This is a genomic window from Citrobacter portucalensis, from assembly GCF_002042885.1.
Classification (GTDB): domain Bacteria; phylum Pseudomonadota; class Gammaproteobacteria; order Enterobacterales; family Enterobacteriaceae; genus Citrobacter; species Citrobacter portucalensis.
On the sequence record NZ_MVFY01000013.1, the window covers coordinates 77315 to 90673 of the forward strand.

General features: G+C 54.1%; 16 protein-coding genes. 10 read left to right on the plus strand and 6 right to left on the minus strand.

Annotated features, from left to right (window positions below; all coding sequences use genetic code 11):
- Positions 1–63 precede the first annotated feature (63 nt).
- On the minus strand, positions 64–684 hold the full coding sequence (sodA, locus tag BZK40_RS18385) for a superoxide dismutase [Mn] (RefSeq protein WP_003825239.1): 621 nt from the start codon (positions 682–684) through the stop codon (positions 64–66).
- Between the two features lie 289 nt (positions 685–973).
- Between sodA and rhaT the strand changes: the two genes are divergently transcribed.
- A complete protein-coding gene (rhaT, locus tag BZK40_RS18390) occupies positions 974–2008 on the plus strand; it encodes an L-rhamnose/proton symporter RhaT (protein WP_003825242.1) in 1035 nt (344 codons plus the stop codon).
- Here the strand turns inward: rhaT and rhaR are convergent.
- Positions 2005–2853, minus strand: coding sequence for an HTH-type transcriptional activator RhaR (rhaR, locus tag BZK40_RS18395; protein ID WP_048215191.1), 849 nt, complete (start codon positions 2851–2853; stop codon positions 2005–2007). The two genes, rhaT and rhaR, sit on opposite strands and share 4 nt — an antisense overlap.
- Before the next feature lie 147 nt (positions 2854–3000).
- On the minus strand, positions 3001–3849 hold the full coding sequence (rhaS, locus tag BZK40_RS18400; RefSeq protein WP_008787013.1) for an HTH-type transcriptional activator RhaS: 849 nt from the start codon (positions 3847–3849) through the stop codon (positions 3001–3003).
- Positions 3850–4152: 303 nt separating this feature from the next.
- Here rhaS and rhaB point away from each other — a divergent pair, with 303 nt between their 5' ends.
- The 5 genes from rhaB (at position 4153) to rhaM (ending at position 9383) form a co-directional block, all read left to right on the plus strand.
- Entirely contained in the window at positions 4153–5622 is a 1470-nt protein-coding gene (rhaB, locus tag BZK40_RS18410; RefSeq protein ID WP_079935068.1) for a rhamnulokinase, read from the plus strand.
- Positions 5619–6878 (plus strand): L-rhamnose isomerase, encoded by a 1260-nt coding sequence (gene rhaA / locus BZK40_RS18415; RefSeq protein ID WP_008787011.1) that lies wholly within the window; start codon positions 5619–5621, stop codon positions 6876–6878. The genes rhaB and rhaA overlap by 4 nt, the downstream gene beginning before the upstream one ends.
- A 143-nt stretch (positions 6879–7021) precedes the next feature.
- Entirely contained in the window at positions 7022–7849 is an 828-nt protein-coding gene (gene rhaD / locus BZK40_RS18420; protein ID WP_057066661.1) for a rhamnulose-1-phosphate aldolase, read from the plus strand.
- A gap of 74 nt (positions 7850–7923) precedes the next feature.
- Complete coding sequence (fucO, locus tag BZK40_RS18425) at positions 7924–9072, plus strand: lactaldehyde reductase (RefSeq protein WP_048237089.1); 1149 nt, start codon at positions 7924–7926, stop codon at positions 9070–9072.
- A complete protein-coding gene (gene rhaM, locus BZK40_RS18430; RefSeq protein WP_003825253.1) occupies positions 9069–9383 on the plus strand; it encodes an L-rhamnose mutarotase in 315 nt (104 codons plus the stop codon). Before fucO ends, rhaM begins: the two co-directional genes overlap by 4 nt.
- 57 nt (positions 9384–9440) lie before the next feature.
- Here the strand turns inward: rhaM and BZK40_RS18435 are convergent, their stop codons facing one another.
- Positions 9441–9989: a helix-turn-helix domain-containing protein gene (locus tag BZK40_RS18435; RefSeq protein ID WP_003825255.1), complete on the minus strand. Its 549-nt coding sequence runs from the start codon at positions 9987–9989 to the stop codon at positions 9441–9443.
- A 101-nt stretch (positions 9990–10090) separates the two neighbouring features.
- Here BZK40_RS18435 and BZK40_RS18440 point away from each other — a divergent pair, with 101 nt between their 5' ends.
- Both BZK40_RS18440 and BZK40_RS18445 read left to right on the plus strand, forming a co-directional pair.
- The gene (locus BZK40_RS18440; protein ID WP_079935069.1) at positions 10091–10750 is read left to right on the plus strand and encodes an AzlC family ABC transporter permease; all 660 of its coding nucleotides are present in this window, start codon (positions 10091–10093) and stop codon (positions 10748–10750) included.
- Positions 10750–11073, plus strand: a complete 324-nt coding sequence (locus tag BZK40_RS18445) for an AzlD domain-containing protein (protein WP_003825260.1) — start codon at positions 10750–10752, stop codon at positions 11071–11073. The genes BZK40_RS18440 and BZK40_RS18445 overlap by 1 nt, the downstream gene beginning before the upstream one ends.
- 42 nt (positions 11074–11115) lie before the next feature.
- Here the strand turns inward: BZK40_RS18445 and BZK40_RS18450 are convergent, their stop codons facing one another.
- On the minus strand, positions 11116–11328 hold the full coding sequence (locus BZK40_RS18450) for a YdgH/BhsA/McbA family protein (RefSeq protein ID WP_003825262.1): 213 nt from the start codon (positions 11326–11328) through the stop codon (positions 11116–11118).
- A gap of 129 nt (positions 11329–11457) precedes the next feature.
- Between BZK40_RS18450 and BZK40_RS18455 the strand changes: the two genes are divergently transcribed.
- Positions 11458–11979: a Crp/Fnr family transcriptional regulator gene (locus BZK40_RS18455; RefSeq protein WP_079935070.1), complete on the plus strand. Its 522-nt coding sequence runs from the start codon at positions 11458–11460 to the stop codon at positions 11977–11979.
- Between the two features lie 58 nt (positions 11980–12037).
- Complete coding sequence (locus BZK40_RS18460; RefSeq protein WP_048237092.1) at positions 12038–12544, plus strand: YgjV family protein; 507 nt, start codon at positions 12038–12040, stop codon at positions 12542–12544.
- Here BZK40_RS18460 and fdhD read toward each other — a convergent pair.
- Positions 12511–13347, minus strand: coding sequence for a formate dehydrogenase accessory sulfurtransferase FdhD (fdhD, locus tag BZK40_RS18465; protein WP_057066657.1), 837 nt, complete (start codon positions 13345–13347; stop codon positions 12511–12513). The two genes, BZK40_RS18460 and fdhD, sit on opposite strands and share 34 nt — an antisense overlap.
- Positions 13348–13359 lie beyond the last annotated feature (12 nt).

Below are 13359 nucleotides of genomic sequence, written 5' to 3' on the forward strand. Positions count from 1 at the left end.
TTGAGTTTGATCACAAAAAAACCCCACAAGCATCGCTTGCAGGGCTTTGTTAAAGCGTAGAACTTATTTTTTTGCTGCGAAACGCGCGGCAGCTTCGTCCCAGTTCACGACGTTCCAGAACTCTTTGATGTAGTCCGGGCGACGGTTCTGGAATTTCAGGTAGTAAGCGTGTTCCCAAACGTCCAGGCCCACGATTGGGAAACCGGAAGCGCCAGAGATAGCTTCACCCATCAGCGGGGAATCCTGGTTGGCGGTGGAAACAACAGCCAGTTTGTCACCTTTCAGAACCAGCCACGCCCAGCCGGAGCCAAAGCGGGTTGCCGCTGCTTTTTCAAATTCAGCTTTGAAGTTGTCAACGGAGCCGAAGTCACGTTCGATAGCCGCTTTCAGGTCGCCCTGCAGCGTAGTACCGGTTTTCAGGCCTTTCCAGAACAGGCTGTGGTTAGCGTGACCGCCCGCGTTGTTACGCAGTACGGTTTTCTTGTCTGCTGGCAGTTGATCCAGTTTGGTGATCAGCTCTTCAACGGACAGGCTGGCGAATTCAGGCAGGCTTTCCAGCGCAGCGTTGGCGTTATTTACGTAAGCCTGGTGGTGTTTGGTGTGGTGGATTTCCATCGTCTGCTTATCGAAGTGCGGTTCAAGGGCATCATAAGCGTACGGCAGGGATGGCAGTGTATAACTCATAATCATCTCCAGTATTGTCGGGCGGCCAGTGTTAACGCCGCGTAAGCAGTTGGGTCATTATAGTTAATTAAATGATATTGAAAATGATTATCAATGCCGTACTTTTTACATGGTCTTAATGAATCAAACCCATTGTTAAAGATGTGAGCCGAATCACCCACTTAACGTGATAATTGCCAACATGCGCAAAAGGGCGGCAATCGTCAAAAGGTTAACCACCTGCGTAATTTTTAAACTCGTTAGGTCGGAGGGGTCATTACCGACGATAAAAAATAACGAGGATTAAGTCATGAGTAACGCGATTACGATGGGTATCTTTTGGCATTTGATAGGGGCAGCCAGTGCCGCCTGTTTCTATGCCCCGTTCAAGCAAGTCAAACATTGGTCATGGGAAACGATGTGGTCGGTTGGCGGGATCGTCTCCTGGATAATCCTGCCGTGGACCATCAGCGCCATGTTACTTCCCGATTTCTGGGCCTACTTCAGCTCCTTCAGCCTCTCCACGCTGGCGCCGGTATTTCTGTTTGGTGCAATGTGGGGGATTGGCAATATCAACTATGGCCTGACCATGCGCTATCTCGGTATGTCGATGGGTATCGGGATTGCGATAGGTATTACGCTGATTGTCGGCACGCTGATGACCCCGATTATCAACGGCAATTTTGATGTACTGATCAATACCTCTGGTGGCCGCATGACGCTGCTTGGCGTACTGGTCGCGCTGATTGGCGTGGGTATTGTTACCCGTGCCGGTCAGTTAAAAGAACGCAAAATGGGCATCAAAGCGGAAGATTTCAACCTGAAAAAAGGTCTGGTTCTGGCCGTCATGTGCGGTATTTTCTCCGCCGGGATGTCCTTTGCGATGAACGCGGCGAAACCGATGCACGATGCCGCCGCCGCGTTGGGCGTCGATCCGCTGTATGTCGCCCTGCCTAGCTATGTGGTCATTATGGGCGGTGGCGCGCTTGTTAACCTGGGCTTCTGCTTCATTCGTCTGGCAAAAGTGAAGAACTTGTCGATAAAAGCCGACTTCTCGTTAGCCAAACCGCTGATTATCACCAACGTGCTGCTCTCTGCGCTTGGTGGCTTGATGTGGTATCTGCAATTCTTCTTCTACGCCTGGGGCCACGCACGTATTCCGGCGCAGTATGACTATGTAAGCTGGATGCTGCACATGAGCTTCTATGTTCTGTGCGGCGGGATTGTCGGTCTGGTATTGAAAGAGTGGAAAAACGCGGGTCGTCGTCCGGTCAGCGTGCTAAGCCTCGGCTGCGTAGTGATCATTGTCGCGGCAAACATTGTCGGTCTGGGAATGGCCAGCTAAGCATGCTGAGTACTGAGATGACGCCACTGGCTCGGCGTCATCCCGGTTTCCCGCGTAAATACCACCGAAAAGTAGTTACTGTCCTCAAAGCCGCAGCGCATGGAAATCTCGCTAATCATCAACCGACTATGTTTGAGCAGATACTGCGCATGGCAAACCCGCACCTGGCGGAGATACTGGTTGATGGTCATCCCGGTCTGGCTGCGAAACTGCTGGCGCAAAACGCGCTCGCTGCATTGTTCGCGCTCGCAAAACGTATCCAGTTCAAACGCATGCTCATGGCTACCGGCTAACGCGGTGATCAGTTTATCCAGCAGCGTTTCACTGGAGGTCGCCGGTAGCGTATCCGTGGCATAACGATGCCGCTTAAGGTGTGTCACCAACTGCCCGAACAGCAGTTCAGCCATGGTAAAAGCCTGTGCATCACGTTGATTGCTTTCATGCTCAAGCTGGCTTATCACCTGTCGGACCTGGCTCATGCCAACGCTACCGAGTCGCCAGTGCGGCTGCCTCGGCGTACCGTCAAATCCGGGGATCGCCCCTTGCCAGTCAACATTCAGCGTCAACCGCTCCGGGCAGTAGATGATATTTTGCAACACCAGGTCGTTCACGGAGGTGTAGGAGTGTTTATCTTCGGCGCGAATGTAAAACAGATCGCCACGGGTTATCCGGTACGGGCGATCGTTAAGGACATGCAGACCATTACCGCGCCAGACCATAACCAGCTCGCAAAACTCGTGGGTATGCTCAGCAAAGACATCCTGCGGATAACGGTCAGCCACGGCCACAGCCTGCTGCTCATGCGCAAAGAAGTCTGATTTCAGAAGGACCAGATGATTCGCCATCACAATATTCCCTGTCGGATGGCGGCTACGCCTTATCCGACCTACAGATTACGTGACACGTAGGCCGGATAAGGCGTAGCCACCATCCGGCGTTAAGGGACATGATTATCTGAGATTCGGCGGTAAAAAACGTTGATAGCTTTCGCGTTACTGGAGGCGGCTTGCCACAACGAGATCGCGCCCCTGACGAATATCGCGTGGTGACCACTTGAACTCACGGCGAAAAAGCGTCGAAAAGTGGTTACTGTCGCCGAATCCGCAGAGATAAGCGATGTCTGTCACGCTGTCATCACTGTGGCGAAGCAGATGCCGGGCCTTGATCAGCCGCAAGCGGTTAAGGTAGCGCTGCGGCGTCAATCCGGTTTGCTGTTTGAGCTGGCGATGCAGAGTGCGCAAAGAGAGGGAAAACTTCTCAGCCAGCGCCTCCCAACACACCTCGTCGGCAAAGTTATCTTCCAGCCACGCCATCAGGAGGTTAAGCCGCGCGTCGTTATCGGTCGCAGCTTCCATCAGGCTGCTTTTACGCAGCAGCACCAGCAGTTGCATAAACAGGATCTCGCGATTTGCCGCCGTTGGTGTATCCATCCCCTCACCGAGCGCTTCCATCTGCCCCACCAGTTGTCGAACCTGCTGCAATACCCCCTGATTCACCCGCCAATGGGAGGGATACTGCCCGTTCTGTTCCTGAGGTAAAAGCTGATTCAGCCCAGCCAGAAATTGAAACGCATCCGGAGAGCGATACAACACATTGGTCAGGCACAGATTGTCAGTATGTTCATATAAATGCCGGTCATGATCGCGAACGAAACACACCGTACCGCCGCTGATGGTGTAAGGCTGCCCGTTGAACACATGGATCCCCGTTCCATGTTCGACCACCACAATTTCATGAAAATCATGATGATGCTCTGGAAACGCAGGTTGAGGAAGCCGCGGTTCAATAGCCACTGGCGCTTTACCTGTCGGAAAAAAATCCACGCAATGCAATACCGTCATGATGACATCCTTCCCGATCAAATGAACATGGCTGAATAGTAATTAAGGGTTATCACCCTCACCTTAAATTTTTGACGCCAAAGTGCGTAAACACGGTCAATTCTTCAAGAAATGGCGGGAAAGATCGCGAATTGCGGAAGGCGTCACATCCGCTAAAACAGGTCCTATTAATAGAAATTGTGAACAGCGTCACGTTCACCTTTGCCATGTTGCCAGCCGCTAATTGTGGCTGTCACTGTCAAGAAGGTACGCTTTATCTGGGGTTCTTAGACTGAGTACAATAAAACTCAGAAGGACCTCGCTATGACTTTTCGCCATTGTGTCGCAGTCGATCTCGGCGCATCCAGTGGGCGCGTAATGCTGGCGCGTTACGACAGTGAACACCGCTCCCTGACGCTACGTGAAATCCACCGCTTCATGAACTGCCTGCAAAAAACAGACGGTTTTGACACCTGGGACATCGACAGCCTGGAAAACGATATTCGTCTTGGCCTGAAAAAAGTCTGCGATGAAGGCATTCGGATAGACAGCATCGGCATTGATACCTGGGGCGTGGATTACGTTCTGATCGATAACATCGGTCAACGTGTCGGTCTGCCGGTCTCTTACCGTGACAGCCGCACGACCGGCATTATGGCGCAGGCGATGGAGCAGCCGGGTAAAGGTGAAATTTACCGCCGTAGCGGCATTCAGTTTCTGCCCTTTAACACCCTGTATCAACTGCGTGCGCTGGTTGAACAGCAGCCAGAACTGCTCCCGCAGGTGGCCCATGCCCTGCTGATCCCCGACTACTTCAGCTTTCGCCTGACCGACAAAATGAACTGGGAATACACCAACGCCACCACCACCCAGCTAGTCAATATCAATACCGACGACTGGGATGACACACTGCTGGCGTGGACCGGGGCAGACAAAGCCTGGTTTGGTCGCCCGACGCATCCAGGGAACGTGATCGGCCACTGGATTTGCCCACAGAAAAACCAAATTCCGGTTGTCGCCGTCGCCAGTCACGACACGGCCAGCGCGGTCATTGCTTCTCCGCTGGCCGACAAAAACAGCGCCTATCTCTCTTCCGGGACCTGGTCGCTGATGGGCTTTGAGAGCAGAACACCGTATACCAACGATGCGGCGCTGGCGGCGAATATTACCAACGAAGGCGGCGCGGAAGGACGCTACCGTGTCCTGAAAAATATTATGGGGCTGTGGCTGCTCCAGCGCGTATTAAAAGAGCACCAGATTACCGACCTGCCAACGCTTATCAGCCAAACGCAAGCGCTGCCGGCCTGCCAGTTCCTGATAAACCCGAACGACGATCGCTTTATCAACCCCGACGATATGAGTGCAGAAATTCAGGCAGCATGCCGTGAATCAGGCCAACCCGTTCCCCTGCAAAACGCCGAACTGGCGCGCTGTATCTTCGACAGCCTGGCGTTGCTGTACGCCGACATCCTGCAAGAACTGGCACAACTGCGTGGTGCAGCATTTAGCCAACTGCACATTGTCGGTGGCGGCTGCCAGAACACCTTACTGAACCAGCTATGTGCGGATGCCTGCGGTATTCGCGTGATGTCCGGGCCGATTGAGGCTTCCACGCTCGGCAATATTGGCATCCAACTGATGACGCTGGACGAGCTGAACAACGTCGATGATTTCCGTCAGGTGGTGCGCGCCAACTACGAACTGACCACCTTCATTCCCAATCCTGAAAGTGAAATTGCCCGCTACCAGGCGCAGTTTCAATCACTACGACAGACAAAGGAGCTTTGCGCATGACCACTCAACTTGAACAAGCCTGGGAACTGGCAAAACTGCGTTTCGCCGCGGTAGGCATTGATGTCGAGGCGGCCTTACGCCAGCTCGATCGTCTGCCGGTCTCCATGCACTGCTGGCAGGGCGATGATGTCGCCGGTTTCGAAAATCCGGAAGGCTCGCTCACTGGCGGTATTCAGGCTACCGGTAACTATCCGGGTAAAGCGCGTAACGCCACCGAACTGCGGGCCGATCTGGAGCAGGCGCTGAGCCTGATTCCTGGTCCAAAACGTCTGAATTTGCACGCGATCTATCTGGAATCTGATACGCCGGTTGCCCGCGACCAAATCAAACCTGAGCACTTTAAAAACTGGGTGGAGTGGGCGAAAGCGAACCAGTTAGGGCTGGATTTCAACCCATCCTGCTTCTCACACCCGCTGAGCGCCGACGGTTTCACGCTGGCGCACGCCGACGACACCATTCGCCAGTTTTGGATCGATCACTGCAAAGCCAGCCGTCGCGTCTCGGCGTATTTTGGCGAGCAGTTGGGTACACCATCGGTGATGAACATCTGGATCCCGGATGGCATGAAAGACATCACCGTTGACCGTTTAGCGCCGCGCCAGCGTCTGCTGGACGCACTGGACGAAGTGATCAGCGAGAAACTCGACCCAGCGCACCATATCGATGCCGTCGAAAGCAAGCTGTTTGGCATCGGTGCGGAAAGCTACACCGTGGGCTCTAACGAGTTCTACATGGGTTACGCCACCAGCCGCCAGACCGCACTGTGTCTGGATGCGGGCCACTTCCATCCGACTGAAGTGATCTCCGACAAAATTTCCGCCGCCATGCTGTATGTACCACGCCTGCTGCTGCACGTCAGCCGTCCGGTGCGCTGGGACAGCGATCACGTGGTGCTGCTGGATGATGAAACTCAGGCGATTGCCAGCGAGATCGTTCGCCACAACCTGTTCGACCGCGTACACATTGGCCTCGACTTCTTCGACGCCTCCATTAACCGCATCGCCGCGTGGGTGATCGGCACCCGCAATATGAAAAAAGCCCTGCTGCGCGCGCTGTTAGAACCCACCGAGCAACTGCGTCAGCTCGAAGCCAGCGGCGACTACACCGCACGTCTGGCCCTGCTGGAAGAGCAAAAATCGCTGCCGTGGCAGGCCGTCTGGGAGATGTATTGCCAGCGCCACGACACGCCTGCGGGCAGCCAGTGGCTGGACAGCGTGCGCGCTTATGAAAAAGAGATTTTGAGCAAACGTAGCTAACCGTGACGCCAGGCTTGTAGGCTGGATAAGACGCCCCGCGTCGCCATCCGGCAATAAATGAAACACGATTGCCGGATGGCGCTTCGCTTATCCGGCCTACGTAAGACCCGATAACGTTCGGGCAATAAACAGGAACACCGAACATGCAAAAAATTACGACTTCCTGGTTCGTCCAGGGGATGATCAAAGCCACTTCTGATGCGTGGCTGAAAGGCTGGGACGAGCGTAATGGCGGCAACCTGACGCTGCGTCTTGATGAAGCAGATATCGCGCCGTTTAGCGCCGATTTCCACGAAAAACCACGCTATATTGCGCTAAGTCAGCCGATGCCGCTGCTGGCAAACACACCGTTTATCGTCACCGGTTCCGGTAAGTTTTTCCGTAACGTCCAGCTCGATCCCGCGGCAAACTTGGGCGTGGTACAAGTAGACAGCGACGGTGCGGGCTACCACATCCTCTGGGGCCTGACCCACGAGGCCGTGCCGACCTCTGAACTGCCGGCTCACTTTCTCTCTCACTGCGAACGCATTAAAGCGACGAACGGTAAAGACCGCGTGATCATGCACTGCCATGCCACCAACCTGATCGCTCTGACCTACGTACTGGAAAACAACACAGCGCTGATTACCCGCAAGCTGTGGGAAGGCAGCACCGAGTGCCTGGTGGTGTTCCCGGATGGCGTTGGCATTCTGCCGTGGATGGTGCCGGGTACAGATGAAATTGGTCAGGCTACCGCCGAGGAAATGCAGAAACACTCGCTGGTACTTTGGCCGTTCCACGGCGTGTTCGGAAGCGGACCTACCCTCGACGAAGCGTTCGGTTTGATAGATACCGCAGAGAAATCCGCCGAAGTTCTGGTCAAAATCTTTTCGATGGGCGGTATGAAGCAGACCATCTCACGTGAAGAGCTGGTCGCACTTGGCAAACGCTTTGGTGTTACGCCGCTGGCAAGCGCCATAGAGCTGTACTGATACCTCCCAACACAACGCCGGATGCGGCTTCGCTTTATCCGGCCTACAGGATTTTATTATTAAGGAGAATAATGATGAGCTTTATGTTGGCACTGCCAAAAATTAGCCTGCATGGCGCCGGCGCGATTGCCGATATGGTGAATCTCGTGGCGAATAAACAATGGGGCAAAGCGCTGATCGTCACCGATGGTCAACTGGTAAAACTGGGCCTGCTGGATAGCCTGTTTGCCGCGCTGGATAAACATCAAATGTCTTACCACTTGTTTGATGAAGTATTCCCGAACCCGACAGAAGAGCTGGTACAAAAAGGTTTTGCAGCCTATCAGAACGCAGAATGTGACTACATCATCGCCTTCGGTGGCGGCAGCCCGATCGATACCGCCAAAGCGGTGAAAATCCTGACAGCCAACCCTGGCCCTTCTACCACTTACTCCGGCGTGGGCAAAGTGAAAAATGCTGGCGTCCCGCTGGTCGCCATCAACACTACCGCCGGTACGGCAGCAGAGATGACCAGCAACGCGGTCATTATCGACTCTGCCCGTAAGGTTAAAGAGGTGATCATCGACCCGAATATCATCCCGGACATCGCTGTGGATGATGCCAGCGTAATGCTGGAAATCCCGGCCTCCGTCACCGCCGCAACCGGTATGGACGCCCTGACCCACGCGGTGGAAGCCTATGTTTCCGTTGGTGCTCATCCGCTCACCGACGCTAACGCACTGGAAGCGATTCGCCTGATCAACCTGTGGCTACCAAAAGCGGTCGACGACGGTCATAACCTCGAAGCTCGTGAGCAAATGGCGTTTGGTCAGTATCTGGCGGGGATGGCATTTAACAGCGCTGGTCTGGGTCTGGTGCATGCGCTGGCGCACCAGCCGGGCGCAACCCATAATCTGCCACACGGCGTCTGCAACGCCATCCTGCTGCCGGTAATCGAAAACTTTAACCGTCCGAACGCCGTAGCGCGCTTTGCCCGCGTGGCGCAGGCGATGGGCGTCGATACCCGTGACATGAGCGATGAAGCGGCAAGTATGGAGGCCATCAACGCGATTCGTGCACTCAGCAAGCGTGTTGGTATTCCTGTGGGCTTTAGTTCCCTTGGCGTGACGAAAGAGGATATTGAAGGCTGGCTGGATAAAGCGTTGGCCGATCCGTGTGCGCCATGCAACCCGCGCACCGCCAGCCGCGACGAGGTCCGTGAGCTGTATCTGGAGGCGTTATGATCCGTAAGGCCTTTGTGATGCAGGTGAATGCCGACGCGCACGTTGAATATCAACGTCGGCACAATCCCATCTGGCCAGAGCTGGAAGCGGTGCTGAAAGAGCACGGCGCCCATCACTACGCGATTTATCTCGATCAGGCGCGCAATCTGCTGTTCGCCACCGTTGAGATTGAGTCCGAAGAACGCTGGAATGCCGTTGCCAGCACCGACGTTTGCCAACGTTGGTGGAAGCATATGCGTGACGTAATGCCAGCAAACCCGGACAACAGCCCGGTTAGCGCAGAGCTAAAAGAAGTGTTTTATTTGCAATAGACTTGTAGGCCGGATAAGGCGCTAACGCGCCGCATCCGGCACAACGCAACAGAACAGTTAGTTCTGCTCAGAAACCAGAATCGCCTGGGTGTCAGGCTCCAGCGCTTTAAAAATATGCGCCCGATCGGCGGGGTAACAAATATAGTCCCCCTCACCTAACTCCTCCGGCGCTTCCGTCAATCCTACCATCGCCTTACCCTGCGTCACGATGATGTGTTCAACCGATCCAGGTGGATGCGGCTGTGAAATACGATCCGCGCCCGGCTGCGTCAGCAGCAGATAGATATCCCGCCGCGCCCCCGGCGGGCAGGCGGCCAGTAAAATGGCCTGGTAGTGGGCCTGCTCAGCCACCACCTTTGTTCCTTCGCCGCGGCGAATCACCTGCGTTTTTTGTTCCTGCGGCTCCAGCAGGCGAGCAAAGGGAATATCTAACGCCACACACAGCGACCAGAGCGTTTCCAGGCTAGGATTGCCATTGCCCGCTTCCAATTGCGAGAGTGTCGATTTTGCAATCCCTGCGCGACGGGCAATCTCTGCCAATGACAAACCGGTGCGCTGACGTTCACGCACAAGGCTTTTCGCGATCATACTGATGGGCTGGGTCATTCACGACTCCATGTTCTCTATATCGAACGATTCGTTCGACTTGTAATATTAACTGGTCGCGTTCATTATAATGGAAATTCGTTCGATATGGCTAAAACGGTATGAAACATTATTTTTCCAGTCTCAAAAGCGACACGATAAAAGCAATATTTTTAGTCTGTCTGGCCGTCGGCGTAGTCGGCATGTCATACGGCTCGTTGGCGATGGCCTACGGCTTCCCGCTGTGGGTGCCGTTTGTGCTTTCGATTACGGTACTGGCGGGTGCGTCCGAGTTTATGTTTATCGGTATCGTCGCCAGCGGCGGTAACCCACTGGCGGCAGCGGCTGCCGGTTTACTGGTCAACGCCCGACACGTGCCGTTTGGCGTCACGGTGCGCGATCTGGTGGGCTCCCGGGCTGCGAGTTTCCTCGGCTGTCATATCATGAACGACGAAAGCGTAGTCTTTGGCCTGTCGCAAAAAACGCCCGAACAACGTAAAGCCGCCTTCTGGCTGTGCGGTCTGGGCGTCGCGCTTTTCTGGCCTGTTGGCACACTGATCGGCGCGGGCGTCGGCAAACTGCTCCCCGCCCCGGAAACCATCGGTCTGGATGCCGTCTTCCCTGCAATTTTATTAGCCTTAGTGGTCCCGGCCTTTAAAAACCGCACCACGCTGATTCGCGCCTGTAGCGGCGCCGGGTTGTCGCTTGCCGCCATCCCCTTTGCGCCGGTCGGTTTACCTGTTTTGCTCTCACTGTTTGGCTTACTGACGAGGAAAAAATAATGGGCAACATGACGCTGTTTATCGTCGGTATCGCCATGTTATCTCTGGGAACATATTTAATGCGTTTAGGAGGAGCGAAGCTTGGGAGCCGTTTAGCGTTCTCGGAACGCTCGCAGGCGCTGCTTTCCGACGCCGCAACGGTATTACTGTTCTCCGTTGCGCTGGCGACCACCTTTTACGAAGGTGAACACTTCGCTGGCATGGCCCGCGTGCTGGGCGTGGCTTTTGCGGTATTTCTCGCCTGGCGCAAGATGCCGCTAATCGTGGTGATCGTCGCTGCCGCAGTGGTGACCGCATTACTGCGAATGGCGGGTATAAACTAAAAAAGCGCCTCAAGGGCGCTCTTTCGACAGTACTAAGGTATCTTATTTCAGCAGTTCGGCGGTCATGTGCACGCGGTTACCGGTGTATGCCTGAGTGATTTTGTAATCGCTGGCGCCCGCACGTTCAGCCTGAGCGGCGATTTTTGCTTCAGCGCTTTCCAGCGTAGAACCGGTTGCGGTCACTGTCTGAGCAGCGAAAGAACCAAAAGAAGTAGCCAGAGCAATAACTGCGACAAAAGTTTTGATGCTTTTCATAATATAAACCCTTTAACTTAGTTGTTTGAGTAAGGCACCGTGCCTTGATGTGATAAATAATAGGCTGATACCCGAACAACTGAAAGCGGAAGGATTTGCCAGTCTTATTCAAATTATTTGAGAGATAAGATGTTACGTAATCAGGAATCACAATGGCTTGCTGGCAGCCGTAGAAAAACGCAACCGGCGGGTAATTGGTTACTTCGTCAGGGTGAACCACAAAGTAAAATTCATCTTTTACATCATGGTGTGGCTCGCGCGGTTTATCACGCGGACAACGGCGTTGAAAGGGTTAAAGAGTTCTACTTTGCCGGGGAATACTGCTTTCTGTACCTGAACTGGCTAACTAACACACCTGCCGATTACAGCCTACAAATGATCGCCGCGGGAGAAACCACTGAAATCCCCTTGGCTTTGCTTGATGCGCCGGAAAATCGGGATATTAAGATTCAGCTACTGGCCCAGCAATTGATCTACAAAGAGAAAAAAGAGCAAATGCTGCTACTCAATACCCCAGAGCAACGCTATCAGTACGTACAAACACACTTCCCGGACTGGGAGTCACAGCTCACCCAGCGCGATCTTGCCAGCTATATCGGCATTACCCCCGTTAGCCTGTCCCGTATTCGCCAGCGTCTTAACAAAGGTTAACGCCTTACGGTGATGTGTCGATTATTGTCCCGTCACTCTTTAATAGATGGCGACCACAATGAACGCATTTCTTCTTTCTCAGATGCTGGCTGGCATCAGCTTCTTACTGGATATTTCCGCTTTTCATTTTCAACGCCGGGCTATCACTTTAACGCTGCTCACCAGCTCTACTTCTCTGTTAGCTATCCATTTCTATCTTTTGGATCAACACGCTGCGGCTGGGTTAATGATCATTGCCGCATGCCGCTACGCGACAGCCATCGTCACGTTTCACCGCTGGGTGATGTGGGGATTTATGCTGGGGTCGCTGCTGTGTAGCATTTATCTTTGGCAAAATCTGTCGAGTATTTTGCCGCTGATGGGAAGCCTGCTGATGACCTTTGCGTCATTTCAAAAACGCAGCGGAAAATTACGGGGATACACCTTGTGTGGCAGCCTGTGTTGGCTGCTGAACAATGTGATTGTTGGCTCGCCAGTTGCCGTAATCATGGAACTGGCATTTTCCGGCAGTATTCTGGCCGCCTGGTGGCGTCACTGCGCGACCAGACGTTGCGGATGCGTATAGATCGTCGCCCTGCCCGGTTTGCAAAAACCCACCAGCGTCAGGTTACAACGTTCGGCAACTTCCACGGCGAGCGTTGTCGCCGCAGAAACAGCAAACAGGACCTCCACACCGCACATCGCCGACTTCTGCACCATCTCATAACTGGCGCGGCTGGAGACTAATACTGCGCCCTGTTGCCAGGTTTCCCCTTCGATTGCACGTCGTCCCAGCAGTTTATCCAACGCAACATGACGTCCAACATCTTCATGCCCGCCCGCCAGATGACCTGACGGCTGTATCCAGGCAGCCGCGTGCGTGCAGCCTGTCAGTTGCCCCACGGGTTGAAAATCGTTGAGATGTCGTAAAGCGTTATCAAGATTCGCCAGATCGAATGTCTGGGTAAACGGCAGCGGCTGGACCGGCTTGCCAATGTCATTGAGCTGCTCCACGCCACAAACGCCGCAACCGGTGCGACCGGCCAGCGCGCGACGACGCTCCTTCAGCCCCATAAAGCGACGGCTGGACAGTTCAACCTGCACTTCCAATCCGTTGCAGGAAGGCACTACGTCCATTCCGTAGATATCCTGCGGGGACTCAATAATGCCTTCAGAAAGTGAAAAACCCACCGCGAAGTGCTCAAGATCTTTCGGTGATGCCATCATCACCACGTGCGAAATCCCGTTGTATACCAGCGCAACCGGCACTTCTTCAGCTACCTCATCAGGCTGAGGATGTTGCAAATCCTCGCGCTTCCAGAGGGTCAACTGGCGCGATCCTGTCGAAGATGTCACATTCTTGATGTTTTCTTGAATAATCTTATTCACTTTCTTTTAACC

Excerpts from the sequence above, each read along its gene's own strand:
- BZK40_RS18460 (WP_048237092.1), top strand. The coding sequence starts at position 12,038 with ATGAACGCATTTCTTCTTTCTCAGATGCTGGCTGGCATCAGCTTCTTA.
- rhaB (WP_079935068.1), top strand. The coding sequence starts at position 4,153 with ATGACTTTTCGCCATTGTGTCGCAGTCGATCTCGGCGCATCCAGTGGG.
- BZK40_RS18440 (WP_079935069.1), top strand. The coding sequence starts at position 10,091 with ATGAAACATTATTTTTCCAGTCTCAAAAGCGACACGATAAAAGCAATA.
- rhaA (WP_008787011.1), top strand. The coding sequence starts at position 5,619 with ATGACCACTCAACTTGAACAAGCCTGGGAACTGGCAAAACTGCGTTTC.
- BZK40_RS18445 (WP_003825260.1), top strand. The coding sequence starts at position 10,750 with ATGGGCAACATGACGCTGTTTATCGTCGGTATCGCCATGTTATCTCTG.
- rhaR (WP_048215191.1), bottom strand. The coding sequence starts at position 2,853 with ATGGCGAATCATCTGGTCCTTCTGAAATCAGACTTCTTTGCGCATGAG.
- fucO (WP_048237089.1), top strand. The coding sequence starts at position 7,924 with ATGAGCTTTATGTTGGCACTGCCAAAAATTAGCCTGCATGGCGCCGGC.
- rhaS (WP_008787013.1), bottom strand. The coding sequence starts at position 3,849 with ATGACGGTATTGCATTGCGTGGATTTTTTTCCGACAGGTAAAGCGCCA.
- sodA (WP_003825239.1), bottom strand. The coding sequence starts at position 684 with ATGAGTTATACACTGCCATCCCTGCCGTACGCTTATGATGCCCTTGAA.
- rhaM (WP_003825253.1), top strand. The coding sequence starts at position 9,069 with ATGATCCGTAAGGCCTTTGTGATGCAGGTGAATGCCGACGCGCACGTT.
- rhaD (WP_057066661.1), top strand. The coding sequence starts at position 7,022 with ATGCAAAAAATTACGACTTCCTGGTTCGTCCAGGGGATGATCAAAGCC.
- rhaT (WP_003825242.1), top strand. The coding sequence starts at position 974 with ATGAGTAACGCGATTACGATGGGTATCTTTTGGCATTTGATAGGGGCA.
- BZK40_RS18455 (WP_079935070.1), top strand. The coding sequence starts at position 11,458 with ATGTTACGTAATCAGGAATCACAATGGCTTGCTGGCAGCCGTAGAAAA.
- BZK40_RS18435 (WP_003825255.1), bottom strand. The coding sequence starts at position 9,989 with ATGACCCAGCCCATCAGTATGATCGCGAAAAGCCTTGTGCGTGAACGT.
- BZK40_RS18450 (WP_003825262.1), bottom strand. The coding sequence starts at position 11,328 with ATGAAAAGCATCAAAACTTTTGTCGCAGTTATTGCTCTGGCTACTTCT.